The organism is Sediminibacterium sp. C3 (assembly GCF_000508085.1).
Lineage (GTDB): Bacteria > Bacteroidota > Bacteroidia > Chitinophagales > Chitinophagaceae > Sediminibacterium.
Genome location: NZ_KI669560.1, coordinates 2,749,346 through 2,761,806, shown reverse-complemented (window position 1 = coordinate 2,761,806; position 12,461 = coordinate 2,749,346). Strand labels below are relative to the sequence as shown.

General features: G+C 36.7%; 12 protein-coding genes and 1 tRNA gene. 8 read left to right on the top strand and 5 right to left on the bottom strand.

Annotated features, from left to right (window positions below; genetic code table 11):
* Positions 1-6 precede the first annotated feature (6 nt).
* Positions 7-1,056 carry an efflux RND transporter periplasmic adaptor subunit gene (locus tag F777_RS0112900; RefSeq protein WP_037369485.1) on the bottom strand — a complete coding sequence of 350 codons (1,050 nt, stop codon included), beginning with the start codon at positions 1,054-1,056 and terminating at the stop codon, positions 7-9.
* A gap of 136 nt (positions 1,057-1,192) precedes the next feature.
* Here F777_RS0112900 and F777_RS0112895 point away from each other — a divergent pair, with 136 nt between their 5' ends.
* The 4 genes from F777_RS0112895 (at position 1,193) to F777_RS0112880 (ending at position 4,416) form a co-directional block, all read left to right on the top strand.
* Positions 1,193-2,086 carry an AraC family transcriptional regulator gene (locus tag F777_RS0112895; protein WP_026752404.1) on the top strand — a complete coding sequence of 298 codons (894 nt, stop codon included), beginning with the start codon at positions 1,193-1,195 and terminating at the stop codon, positions 2,084-2,086.
* 117 nt (positions 2,087-2,203) lie between these two features.
* A complete protein-coding gene (locus F777_RS0112890; RefSeq protein WP_026750796.1) occupies positions 2,204-2,611 on the top strand; it encodes a transposase in 408 nt (135 codons plus the stop codon).
* Positions 2,608-3,501, top strand: a complete 894-nt coding sequence (locus F777_RS0112885) for an IS3 family transposase (RefSeq protein WP_051408404.1) — start codon at positions 2,608-2,610, stop codon at positions 3,499-3,501. The genes F777_RS0112890 and F777_RS0112885 overlap by 4 nt, the downstream gene beginning before the upstream one ends.
* A 336-nt stretch (positions 3,502-3,837) precedes the next feature.
* Positions 3,838-4,416: a hypothetical protein gene (locus F777_RS0112880; RefSeq protein ID WP_161631518.1), complete on the top strand. Its 579-nt coding sequence runs from the start codon at positions 3,838-3,840 to the stop codon at positions 4,414-4,416.
* Positions 4,417-4,694: 278 nt separating this feature from the next.
* Here the strand turns inward: F777_RS0112880 and F777_RS17415 are convergent, their stop codons facing one another.
* Positions 4,695-5,966 carry an FISUMP domain-containing protein gene (locus F777_RS17415; protein ID WP_051408608.1) on the bottom strand — a complete coding sequence of 424 codons (1,272 nt, stop codon included), beginning with the start codon at positions 5,964-5,966 and terminating at the stop codon, positions 4,695-4,697.
* A 453-nt stretch (positions 5,967-6,419) separates the two neighbouring features.
* Between F777_RS17415 and F777_RS0112870 the strand changes: the two genes are divergently transcribed.
* Complete coding sequence (locus tag F777_RS0112870) at positions 6,420-8,426, top strand: DUF4365 domain-containing protein (RefSeq protein WP_026752402.1); 2,007 nt, start codon at positions 6,420-6,422, stop codon at positions 8,424-8,426.
* A gap of 414 nt (positions 8,427-8,840) precedes the next feature.
* Here the strand turns inward: F777_RS0112870 and F777_RS0112865 are convergent, their stop codons facing one another.
* Together F777_RS0112865 and F777_RS0112860 are read right to left on the bottom strand one after the other, a co-directional pair.
* Positions 8,841-9,170 (bottom strand): hypothetical protein, encoded by a 330-nt coding sequence (locus tag F777_RS0112865; protein ID WP_026752401.1) that lies wholly within the window; start codon positions 9,168-9,170, stop codon positions 8,841-8,843.
* The gene (locus tag F777_RS0112860) at positions 9,127-9,594 is read right to left on the bottom strand and encodes a hypothetical protein (RefSeq protein WP_026752400.1); all 468 of its coding nucleotides are present in this window, start codon (positions 9,592-9,594) and stop codon (positions 9,127-9,129) included. Before F777_RS0112860 ends, F777_RS0112865 begins: the two co-directional genes overlap by 44 nt.
* Before the next feature lie 104 nt (positions 9,595-9,698).
* Between F777_RS0112860 and F777_RS0112855 the strand changes: the two genes are divergently transcribed.
* From F777_RS0112855 to F777_RS18640, 3 genes are read left to right on the top strand one after another with little or no spacing between them, the layout of a single operon-like run.
* Positions 9,699-10,631 (top strand): hypothetical protein, encoded by a 933-nt coding sequence (locus F777_RS0112855; protein WP_026752399.1) that lies wholly within the window; start codon positions 9,699-9,701, stop codon positions 10,629-10,631.
* A 54-nt stretch (positions 10,632-10,685) separates the two neighbouring features.
* The gene (locus tag F777_RS18030) at positions 10,686-10,850 is read left to right on the top strand and encodes a hypothetical protein (RefSeq protein ID WP_161631517.1); all 165 of its coding nucleotides are present in this window, start codon (positions 10,686-10,688) and stop codon (positions 10,848-10,850) included.
* On the top strand, positions 10,783-12,396 hold the full coding sequence (locus F777_RS18640; protein WP_081720548.1) for a recombinase family protein: 1,614 nt from the start codon (positions 10,783-10,785) through the stop codon (positions 12,394-12,396). The genes F777_RS18030 and F777_RS18640 overlap by 68 nt, the downstream gene beginning before the upstream one ends.
* Here F777_RS18640 and F777_RS0112845 read toward each other — a convergent pair.
* A tRNA-Glu gene (locus F777_RS0112845) sits at positions 12,359-12,430 on the bottom strand. The genes F777_RS18640 and F777_RS0112845 overlap by 38 nt on opposite strands.
* Positions 12,431-12,461: the final 31 nt, after the last annotated feature.

The following is a 12,461-nucleotide window of genomic DNA, read 5'->3' as shown; positions in this document are numbered from 1 at the left end:
TCGGGATTATTTTTTTACAGTTACCAATGTTCCGTTACTGATGTTCTGATAACCTGTGGTAATCAGCTGGTCGCCATCTTGCAGACCACTTGTGATCCGTACCCCGTTTTCGGAAAGATTACCGAGCGTTACTTCTTTGTATACCGCTTTATTTTGCTTGTCTTTGAGCCATACGAAGCGTTTGCCAGAATAGTCTACTTGCACGGCTTTTATCGGAACGATAATGCTGGCACTTTCCGAATACCTGTTATTTCCCAAATAGGTCCTGCATACCATACCGGGCATAATTTTCCCTGTGGTATTGTTGATTTTTATCTTAATGTCGTAGGTATGTGAAACCGGATTGGCGGCAACGCCTTTTTCAATGACCTGCCCTTCAAATGTTTCATCATTAAGTGCAGAGATTTTAACCTCGCATTTACTTCCTGTAAGGATACCTGATATTTCGCCTTCGGGGATAGCCGTTTTTACTTTTACGCTACTGATGTCCATAATGTTGAACACAGGTGTTCCGGGCATTACATTGGCTCCCGGTTCAAGGTAGCGCGTACCGATAACACCGGATTGAGGAGCATATAGATTACCGTCCTGCAGATTTTTACGGGCAATGGCTTCGTTTGCTTTTGCCTGTTCCACCTGAGTTTTTATCTCGATAAACTTAATCTCAGGCAGGCTCTTGCTTTCATACATTGCCGACATTCTTTTGTAGGCATCTTCTGCCTGTTTGAGCGTTGCCAATGTCAGTTCGTGTGCGTTCTTCAGCGAAATGGTATTTAACCTTCCCAATAATTGTCCTTTGGAAACTTTTTGTCCTTCAGTCACATATAGTTGTTCTATAGTCCCCACTACAAGAAAGCTGACATCGACTGCATTCTCGCTTTCCACAGTGCCAATGTATTCCTGTGGGTATGCATTGTTATCTGATTTAATCTGTTGCACATTTACCGGAACTGCTTTGGTTTCGGCTTTCTCTTCCTTGGAAGAGCAGGAAAAAAGGATGAACACACAGGATAAGACGCCGATGTGTTTTGCCAGGGGAAACGCTGTTTTATACATATCTCTTTGCTGTTTTAATTTTAAACTGTTGCAAAGTTCTGAACAAAAAGCACCTCTGATTAAATCAATTTTTCCTTAATGATGTTCAAAAGGTCGGTTTTTGTATATTTGTAGCTTGTATTTATCAGAAATAAAGATGAAAAAAGAAGATTACGGTAAAATCTCCATAGAACACTTTGCCCGGCAACTTCACGTAAATGTGATAGCAGAAACAAAAGATTTTATTGTCTCCAAAAGCCCCAATGATTTGCGGGAGCATGCATTTGATCTGGACCACCCACATATACTGGATGGAATTGCCTTTGTGTTTTGTGTAAAGGGAAATGCCAAGGTGAGGATAAACCTTACGGAACATCACGTGTGTCAAAATACCGTGCTTATTGCTGTGCCAAATAGCATTGTTCAGATACTGGAACAGAGCGATGACCTGAAAGTGGAGTTTCTGTTTTTTACGTTCGATTTTATTTCCAACATCAGGCTGTCCACCCAATTAGGGTATATAGTTAAGGCAGTAGAGGAGCAAGCCTGCCTGCATCTGAACGATGATTCATTCGGGAATTTGCTGGATGTGCACAAGCTTATTGTAAAACAGTATCAAAAACAGCATGTCGCGTACAGAGAAGAAGTAATCAAGAATTTGCTGTATGCACTTATCTACCAGATATTGCAATTGTACGCCAGCAGTATGGATATTACCACTAAAGCGCAAAATAGGAATGAAGATATTCATATGCGGTTTATGGCCTTGCTTTTTGAAAATTACAGAACTGAGCGCAGTGTGCGGTTCTATGCCGATAAGTTGTTCCTGACACCAAAACATTTTGCAAAGGTTATCAAAGAAACAAGTGGAAAGCCAGTACTGGAGTGGATAGATGAAATGGTTATTATGGCAGCCAAGGCATTGCTCAAAAGTTCAGATATGACAGTGGGTCAAATAGCCTTTGAACTGGAATTTGCCAACGCTTCTTTCTTCGGCTCCTATTTCAGGAAAAGGGTTGGTATGACACCGCTACAGTACAGAGAGAAATAGGTTTTAGAGAGATCATCTGTCTTTTTTTACTTTAAAAACAGGAATTTCTTTATCATGATAAAATAGGATTGTCCATTTTGTCTAGTCCTGAAATAGCTTGTCAAAAAACTATTCAGCATGACAGAAAAGGTTCAAAAAAAGTCAAAGCCTAGTTTCCCCAGTAGCCAACCATATAGGCGGAGAAGCGAAGAGGAAATGTTAGAAATTGTCCGAGAAATTCAGGAAAGGGGAATGCCAAAGAAAACGGCATGCCGTAAATATGGAGTCAATAGGAACACCCTAAGGCTATTTATTTTAAAGCAATCCACAAAGGATTTATCCCAAAATCATTCATTAGATTTATTATCAACTATGAATGAAAATCAACAACACTTGGCATTGTCCAAAAAGATTAAGGAGCTAACTGGTGCACTTGAAAAATCTGAGTTAAAGGTCCTTACCCTTCAAACTATGATCCAAGTTGCTGAGGACGACCTCAAAATTAAGATTAGAAAAAAGTCTGGTACCAAACAGTCAAAAGAATAAGGCAAAGAAATCCAAAAGCATCACTGGAGAGTATTTGTGCACTGTTTGGTGTGACAAGGCAAGCATTTTATGATGCTCAAAAGCAAGAACAAAATATCACGATTGCTCAAATGATAGTTCTCTGTTTGGTCCGGGAGGCCAGGTTGATTATGCCAATGATTGGAACCCGGAAATTGGTTCATTATTTGGCAGGGCCACTGCAGGATCATGGGATAAAAATGGGAAGAGATCAGCTATTTAATCTACTGAGACACCATGGTCTGCTTGTCCGAAAGAGACGCAGGATGATAAAAACTACTGATTCATTTCATTGGTTAAAGAAGTATCCGGATTTAACGACAGGGCTTAATTTAAATGCATCAGAACAGCTTTGGGTGTGTGATATTACCTATATAAGAACCATTAATGGGTTTAGTTATTTGAGCTTAATAACGGACGCATATTCAAGATTGATAGTAGGATACTGTTTATACCCAACGCTGGAAGCTGTTGGTTGCTTAAAGGCCTTAGAAATGGCAATCAATAACAGAAGCAAGGGCTGTAAATTGATACACCATTCTGACAGAGGAATCCAATATTGCTCGGCGGCATATGTAGATGTATTGAAACTAAACCATATTGAAATTAGTATGACACAGAGTGGTAGCCCGTATGAAAATGCTCTGGCTGAAAGAATGAATGGTATTCTGAAAAACGAATTTTATCCCAAACGAGTTTATCAAAATCATAAAGAGGCTGTCAAGGTTTTAACTTCTAACATTGAGGTATATAATTCTAAACGACCTCATTTAAGTTTAGGCTATCTCACACCACGGTCAGCACATCAAATGACAGGTGATATTAATAAAAGCTGGAAGAGTTATCCCAGGAAAAAGAAACAGGTTTTTTAAGACATAGCAGAAGTACACTAAAAATAATCGGCAAAATATTTTGCCGATTATCGTGTTCATTTGGTTGGAATATCCCTGACAAGATGCCCCTCAGCAGAGCTTGTTTACGTTTCTTCCAACGTTTTAAGGCTAATAAATAGATCAAAATATACAAGGATATAAAATGACTATCTTTGATTGTAAACAAAATCCAGGATTAAGAAAAACACATGTAAAGTAATATCCGGATTAATTTTTAAATGTGTAAGGTTTTTTTAGGACGAGACACAAATGGAAATAATTACACGTAAGACCTTTTTTCAATCAGACGAATTTGCTGACACATTTATATGTGATATGCAAAATTCTTACTCTGTTGATCTCGATGAATCAATCCGTTCTGACAAAAAGCAGTTGAAACAAAATTTCGACCACCGTCAACAGTTTAATCAGAATAATTCGCCAGTCACAGGGAATTGCGTAATTGTCTATCCTGCAATAAACAGAAAAGATTATTGCCTCAAATTACCTGAGAGTATTACCCTTTTTTTAAAAACACTAGGTTCTCAAAAAGTGACCCTTCTTGATTTCGTTAACACGGATTTTTCTGATTTTCCATTTGAGACATTTCAAAAAAGAAATATATTTAAACGTATAAGCCGTGGTATAAAACGCTCCTATGTCATACAGTTCAGTGTAGATATAATAGTGGATATATTTCCCCTCTTCTTTTTTTCACGCAGGTACGATATTCCTGTTATTCTGATGATCAGTGATGGCGAAGTTCCTGTATCGTTACGACTTTGTGATGATGGTAACTTGCATCTTAATTTTCGAGAAAAACATCATGAACAAGTGATTGCGGCAGCAACCGTCGCAGGGTTTGTAATTGGTGATATTGAATTATGCAGGGGATATAGCGTGAGTTTTTTATAATTTCTTGCACCACTATTAAGAAAGTTCCTTTTAAAGGAATTTTGCAAAGGGGTTACTTTTTTCCATGATCAGCGTTCGTTCTTAAATAGCCAAACCAGAATAGATGGCATATACAATTCCAAAAACGTGCTATTTTTCTTCAGTATAAAGGCCTCAAATAATTATTGGGTTTCAAAATCAAATACAAATAAGCCTTCTCTTACTTTATTAAGAGTTTGTTTTAGTACAGAATTTGCATTTTTTTAAATATATATAAATTGTAACCCTAAAACCGTTCATTAATTCTGCCGCCATACACCCCTTATCGAATGCCCCGTCCCTTTTGCCCTAAACTCACTAAATAGTTCGTTGCCGTCATCAATGGAAAAGAAATAAGCAAAGTCTGCGTCATGTGAATCCCGAAGCCAGAAAGCTGTATATTCTTTGATGCTTTCAAATCCACCGGTTTCTGCTCTTACGCCTGCAGGCAATGCTGTAAACCCAGTAGAATTATCAGCTTTGTAAATAGTAGGATTCCATTCTTTTGGTGGCCTTAGTAATCCCCCCTCCATGGGCCCCTTTGGATTGACCATTAATAAACGGGACACTTCACTTTTTAAATTAAAGATATTTTCGGTTTCTGGTATAATCCATCCATCGGGCAACAATTTTCTTTTATCAATAGTAGCATAATAATTATAAAGCCTTCCATATTTTTTCCCGTTGGCAGGATCGTTTTCATAGTAGCACCATGCTGGTGTTTTACTTTTTTCTGCGGCAATCCACTCTTCATTTGTGCGGGCCTCAAGTATTTTATCTCCATTGCGGAATGTGTCTACGTTTAGGTTATTTTTCATCCATACGTCATACCCAACCTGTACCCATTCCACAATGTTATCAGCAGGTTTTTTTATTATCACAGGCTTTGGGAGGTTATCACCTTTTACACAACGAACAGGGCCCATGGAAAAAAAAGCAGCCCCTTCGTCTTTGAAACACATCAAAATAAAGGTTTTCAACCCATAAAACGAAGAGCGACTAGATGTAAACCAGAATGTGCTGTACACTACACCTTTCTTCTCGGAAAAATAATCCTCTGACTCAATTGCATTGAATCCATATTTGTCGGTTCCGTTAGGTACACAAGATTCTGGATCAAACATGCCTTTTTTCCAGCCCATCTTACTTTTCAATTCATGAATACCTTTCACAGAATTTCTAAGTTCCTTCCAGTCATTAAGAGATGCAATTCGCCAACCATTAGGCGCGAGGCCACGGGGATCCATGATTGCGGCCATGTTATAGATTGCGCCAAATTTACCTCGGTTTGAAGGATCAAAATTGATATAAGCATATGCAGGGATGTTGTTGTAAACCGCTTTATCATAATCTTGCTTATTGGCGCAATACATCAGCTTATCGCCATTACGAAAGGCATCCACATCAAGATTAGATGTAGCCCATTCTAATGCCCCAATTTTTGTGCTATTAGGTTGTGCTGATAAAACAAAAGAAACTAAAACAGATAGGGCGCAGAATATTCCCGTTCGCTTTATTTGTCTTAAAATCATATATTAAAATTTAGAGTAAGATAGAATTTCTTTTTATATCAACCCGTATTCTACGTTGAAAACCTGCATGTTTGGAATGAACCAATTTTAAAGCAGTCTCAGGATCAAAAATTAGTACATATGAAGGTAAGAGTTTAAGCCAAATGGAAGCCAAAAATGATACTTATGGCAAAATCCCAATCAATAGCTATATATGCAATGATTGTGACCACAACCTAGTTAATAAAAAAATATTACAAGCGTTTAACCATATGCGCAAGCTATGCGGTGCACCAGATCCAATAAGCTTTGATGAATAATTAACATTTGAATTTTAAATAAAATTGATTTTTAATCTTTTATAAGTAAAATAAATATCAGTTATTGGGTTGCCTTCTAACTATTTTTACACTTTCTATAAAAAACTGGTATTTAATTATTTAGTATTTTGATGTGCAGAATAATTAGACTATAATGGCGTTTAACCAACTTCCAGTAATTGATGCTTCTTCAAAAAACAGTGAAACATCCACCCGAAGGATGAATGAACAGATCAATCTCAAAACCGGGTTTAACTGCAGGCCACAAGTTCCTGATACCGGGATAGATTATGAAGTTGAATTAGTGATCAATAAAACACAGGCATCTGCATGGCAGTTTCCAATCCAGCTAAAAAGTATCGCCGGCCAATTTGAAAGAGTTAAAAATGATGCATTCATTTCATACTCATTTGAAACCTCCCGATTGGGTTACCTTATGCGCAGATTACCTGCTAGGGGGTTGATCGTGTTATATAGTGATTCGGAAAATATATTATTGTTCGATTATGTTGATCGGATCTATGAAAGATTAATGGAAGAGCGTATTTCAGATGAATGGAAAAATAATAATAAAGTCAGTATTAATATTCCAGCCTCAAATATACTTGACCCAAAAGCAGTACATCAGATTCATCAGGTCTTTGTACAGTTATTTGAGCAAAATGAAAGAATGCACCGGGATCATGGATCTAAATACAAGCTGCCGCTCGGCGATCTTACTGCTTCTCAAACTGATCTCTATAGCATCGAGGATATTAAAGCGATCCTGCTTAAACATGGGATGTCATTTCTGAACAGTTATGATATTCGGATCGTTTACCGACTTCTTTCAAAGCTAACGCATCAGCAGATCCTAGAGGATGATAAGTTGCTGGTAATGGCGGTAGTGGTTTATGCTGAATTCGGTCAATATGCTGAATCGCTTATGTATTTTAACAAACTAAATAAGCGTAATCCTCAACTTGTAGAAAGTGAAATAACTCTACAATTCAGTAAACTCAAATCAGATTTATCACTCGCCAATATTACCCAGGATGAATTTGACATCCGACTGAAAAAACTTGGTGAAAATGCGAGCGGCGGTATTGATAAAATCACTATTGATATCAATTCGATATTCTACGAATTGCTTGCTGTAAAATCCTTTCATCCGATGCCGGAAGACTTGTCTAGCAAGATCGAGAAATTGTTTAACGATATCGAAGCATCTCGGCAACCCGAGGATATCAAGTGTATGCTTGAACTTTGGAATACCGAGAACCTTATGATTCTGTTTAATGGCATCAGGCATAGAGCGTTTAGTGAAGTGAGGATAATGGAAACTTTAGGCAGATCATTTACCATGCAGGAGCGGCTAGAAAAAGTTACGTTACTTATTGAACAAGAGAAAGAATACACTAACCGACTTGATGGCCTGAATAAATATGCAAAAGCAAACGACAAAAAGCTTCTGCTCGCTCACGTTTGGGCGTTAAACAATCGTGGAACATACTCAAAGCAGTTGGATTATTATACTTTTCAACCAGTAAGGGAAACTATAAAAATCAGCAAGGAACTAATATTTAATAATATTATCCTCGGACTGCAAGCCTATAACCTTTTTATGGAACTTGATCATCTCATGGAAGCTTACCATTCTCTCTGTACTTCCATAGAATTGATTGATGTCTCCCGGAAATTTCTTGACTATACTGATCCGATTGATAGGGAAGATTTATTAGGCAAAAAACAATTACTCGAGCAACAATTTGACGGTGTTCCGTACGAACTGTCAGCCGAGAAACTCGCTGAGAAAATTAAAGTGCATGAGCCTATTAACTATCATCCCGATTCAATGGATTTCCTGAAGGATTTCGACGACCTTCAAATGGAGACCTTGGCAAGGATTACAATGAATGCGACTCACTTACAGGAATCTAGTCTCTCCTTTATTATAGATGAGATGAAAGGGTATAGGACATTTTTCAATTCAAACGCAACAGGTAAACTACTCATTCTGCAATCTCCCTCCAATGTCGGACCAAATGGTGAACGATACCAATCTCCCATCCGGTTTATCTTGAAAAGCAGGGAGACAGGTCTCGAAAGCAGTGAAGCTACTGATGTCGCCAAACTTCTCTCTGATTGGGGATATCAGACTAGTGTTGTTAATAAAGAATGAAAGCAAAAAATTGTTGAATAATTAATCAAAAAAAATTTAAGTGGTAGCGGCTTATCTGAAAGTAATAGCAGATAACAAATGTTCAGTAGAGAATATTACTGGGCTGCTGCTAACAAAACTTTCAATACAGTACATTCATTGTCGAGAAAAATAATATGTTATGTATTTTCTATGAGGGAAGTAGTATTCATTAATTCTTTACTTACACTCCATCAGATGTGATATTAACGTATAGAAGATGTTTTATACTGTGAACTGGTAAGCGTAATTTCCAGCTTTTTTATGTTCGAGAATAGTTTTGAACATTACAGAACGTACAGGTACTTTCCTGAATGTTACAGAACGTTCCAGAACAGAATAAATCGTTCCGGAACACTAAGTTCCTAACGTATTCTCTGTAAAAATTAGGAATTACTATGTATGGCTACTTTTAGTAGCCTTATGTAATTCTGCTAACAAGGACTTTCTTTCATTCCTTAATGACCCAATAATTAATTCATTCTGTTGTAGGTCATATTCAAGCATAGCAGTTTTTGAGGTTAAATTATGTATGGATTCGAGGTTTTTCAATGTATTTGCCTTTAACTCTAGAATTTCCTTTGACATTGTAATTGACGATTTTATTGCAATATAGGCGACACCTATTATGCCTAAGCCGATTAATATGAAAGTGGTTTTGATTTTTACGTTTTGTGCTGGTTTATGATAACGTTCTATCATCCACATTACTTCTTGGTTTATCATGTTTTTGAATTTTTATTGATTGTTTAAATGGGTTAATAATTATGTTGTAGCCTAAAAATTCTAGATAACTTTCTTGATATCCATGGCTGATTGTTATGTAGTTGTTTAATGCAATTCCATATGCCTCTAATATTTGTAGGTTTACAAATTCGCCATGAGTGGCAACTGTTTCTTCAATTTTTGTTTTTGTTTGCCTCTGCACCGCTGCCCAATCCAAAAGTCGATCTTCATGTATTTGGTGTTTCTTCTGGTACTTTCTTCTACGGCAATTGTGGTGAATTCCGTTTTCATCTACATACTCACTACAATGTCTTTTTGTCTTGCGTTCTTGGTCAGCAATAGGTTCCCCGCAGTCCTCGCATGCACGTCCTAAAAGGTAGGTTAAGGATGGTTTACTGGAAATTTCTTTCTTTTTCGAGTTCATATTATTCTTAATTAAACATTAAAGATCGTAAGATTTTTTGTATATGTTATAAAAAATCTTACTTTAGATTAAAATTTAGATAAAAATACGCATTAATTTAAAACATGAAAAATGATTACTTGAGTTTGTTGGATTTGGAGATGAGCTACTTTCAGCCAATTTTACCATTAAAAGACTTTGCTGGAAAAGATGGGCAATCGCTTTACAAAAGCCTTCCTTTTTGGAGACGTAATAACTTATTGCCATTTATTAAAGAAGGTGGTTGGGGATTGGAGGTAAGTTTGTCTCAACTAATTTGGCTAAGAATATTGGACAATCTTCGGGCTTTAGGCTATCCAGTTAAGGATACTGAAAAAGTAACCGACTATTTTTTTAAAGATGCATACTTTGATGATCTGCCAACAAAAAATTTATTACAACAAAAAGAAACCCTTATAAAAAAACAATCAAAAATTAAGCTTGATGAGTTTGAGCAGCAAATGTTAGTAGATATTGAATACATATTAGGAGACAAACTATTATTATATGGGTTGAAATTTGATATTAGTTACTTATCCGATTTGGTTGTTTGGTGTGTAAAGATGGGAAAGGAAGCAGGTGTTTTAATTTACCCAAATGGATTAGTAGTAGAAAAAAGAGGTGAAGAGTTTACAAACCACAGCAAAGCACCATTTGATGTTGAAGCACCGCACATATATATATCAATCAAAGGCTTGCTAAAAGAATTTGTTGATAATAAAGAGCTTTCAAATATTGTTATACCTTATTTGCTTGAAGATGAAGAGCGCTTAGTGCTTAAGGAGTTGAGAAAGAAAAATATCAAAGAAATAAGAATATTAATTCAATCAGAAAAAATAATGAGGGTTGATACTCAAGTTCAACAAACTTTTACAGATGAGCAGGCAGAACAAGTAAAAAAAATACTTCATTTAAAAAACTATGAAGAAGTAACAATTAGTACCAGAGATAATAGAACAATTACATTTAATAGAACAACGAAGAATATGACTTCCGGTAAAACCGGCTCGAAGAATTAACAGCATACTAATCGCATCCCATTAAAGGGCCGAGTGGTGAAATGTTAAATCATCATGGATCAAAAATTTCAATCCAATGAAAATGAACTAAAAACAATTCAAATTTTATCAGAGATTATCGCTAATCAAATTATCAAAAAATTACTTCAAGATGAACAACTTGGAATTACAGCTTCAGCAGATGACAACCAAATTTGCCAAAAAAGCGAAACCGCCTAAATGGAGGGAGGGGAATAGTATTGTAAATTATACAAGGGTGTCCGATGTCTCTCAATTTGACAATACATCCCTTGAAACTCAACGAAAAGATGCTATCGTATTTGCAGCCAAAAGGTCATTTGAGATTAAAGCCTTTTTTGGTGGCGAGGCGGAGTCGGCCAAAACGGATGAGCGGAAGGAGTTTAAATTAATGCTTAATTATGTCAGGAAAAACAAGGATGTAGTAGCCATATTGGTTTACTCATTTGAGCGTTTCTCAAGAAGTGATCATGCACAAGAACTTATTATTGATTTAAGTAAAATGGGTGTTAAGGTAATTAGTGTGCTACAAGATATTGATGTTACTTCACCTGCTGGAGAGTTGCAGCAACAAATATTCTTTGCTTTTGGTAAGTATGATAACGATTTACGAAGAACCAAAACCATGCGTGGTACTTCTGAATTAATTGAACAGGGGTATTATATTGGTCACTGCCCATATGGTTATACAAACCTGAGAAGAAAGGAGAAAGCCAAGTATCACGAATATGTAATCAATGACCAGGGCAAGTTTATGAAAATGGGCTTTAAATGGAAAGCAGAAGGTAAATGGAGCAACAAAGAAATCGTAGACCAATTGCGCCAATTAGGGTCAACAATCGAATATAAAAGCTTTTATCGCCAAATTACCAATCCATTTTATTGCGGATATTTTGTGAATGCATATTTCCCTGGTAAATTAATTAAAGGGCACCATCCTGCGCTAGTTTCTATGGAGTTATTTATGAAAGCAAATGAGGTTGCAATTACTAATCCACATAAGGGAATTGCAAAGAAATTCAAAGACCCCGACATGCCATTAAAGTCGTTTTTAAAAAGTGAGCTCACGAACTCTCCGTTTACTGGCTATAAACAAAAAGGGTATATCTATTATAAAACCAGAGGACATGCCGAACCTGTTAATGAAAAGGCTACAATTATAAATAAGCTTTTTATGGAGGAGTTGGAAAAATATAAGATTAAACCAGCTCATATAGAAGAAATAGAAACACAAGTAAAGGAAATTGTATCGCATAAGTTTAATGACAAACTACAGGAGGATGTATCTAGAAAAAGAAAGATTACAGAATTGACTGATAAAGTGGAAGCACTGGAAGAAAGGTTTATTAATCAGGAATTCACCAAAGAACTTTACGATAAATACAGAAACAAATACATAGATGAAAAGAAGCAATTAGAAGAGGAAATTGTCAAAAGTGATTTTAAGAGTTCGAACTTAGAAAAGGCGATTAAAAATGGTTTGGATATTTTGCTAGACCCACTACAGTTATGGGTTTCATGCGACTATGACGATAAGCAACGTCTTCAATATTTGCTATTCCCGGAGGGAATGAGGTATGATAAGCAAAATAGGCGAGTTCGAACTCCAAGAGTAAATAGTGTAGTTTCTCTAATATCAAGTGTAGCAAGGGTTTCGGAGGAAAATGAGAAAGGCTACCTCGTTGGAAGTAGCCTTGATTCTCGTTTCGTAGCCGGTACGGGAATCGAACCCGTCTTTGCCCCGTGAAAGGGGGCTGTCCTAGCCGATAGACGAACCGGCCATGGTTTTTGTCTTTCGGGTTGCAAAAATAA

Bases quoted from the DNA above. Each gene is read 5' to 3' on its own strand.
- F777_RS0112890 (WP_026750796.1), top strand. From the start codon at position 2,204: ATGACAGAAAAGGTTCAAAAAAAGTCAAAGCCTAGTTTCCCCAGTAGC.
- F777_RS0112880 (WP_161631518.1), top strand. From the start codon at position 3,838: ATGCAAAATTCTTACTCTGTTGATCTCGATGAATCAATCCGTTCTGAC.
- F777_RS0112860 (WP_026752400.1), bottom strand. From the start codon at position 9,594: ATGAACTCGAAAAAGAAAGAAATTTCCAGTAAACCATCCTTAACCTAC.
- F777_RS17415 (WP_051408608.1), bottom strand. From the start codon at position 5,966: ATGATTTTAAGACAAATAAAGCGAACGGGAATATTCTGCGCCCTATCT.
- F777_RS18030 (WP_161631517.1), top strand. From the start codon at position 10,686: ATGGATCAAAAATTTCAATCCAATGAAAATGAACTAAAAACAATTCAA.
- F777_RS0112855 (WP_026752399.1), top strand. From the start codon at position 9,699: ATGAAAAATGATTACTTGAGTTTGTTGGATTTGGAGATGAGCTACTTT.
- F777_RS18640 (WP_081720548.1), top strand. From the start codon at position 10,783: ATGAACAACTTGGAATTACAGCTTCAGCAGATGACAACCAAATTTGCC.
- F777_RS0112865 (WP_026752401.1), bottom strand. From the start codon at position 9,170: ATGATAAACCAAGAAGTAATGTGGATGATAGAACGTTATCATAAACCA.
- F777_RS0112870 (WP_026752402.1), top strand. From the start codon at position 6,420: ATGGCGTTTAACCAACTTCCAGTAATTGATGCTTCTTCAAAAAACAGT.
- F777_RS0112900 (WP_037369485.1), bottom strand. From the start codon at position 1,056: ATGTATAAAACAGCGTTTCCCCTGGCAAAACACATCGGCGTCTTATCC.
- F777_RS0112895 (WP_026752404.1), top strand. From the start codon at position 1,193: ATGAAAAAAGAAGATTACGGTAAAATCTCCATAGAACACTTTGCCCGG.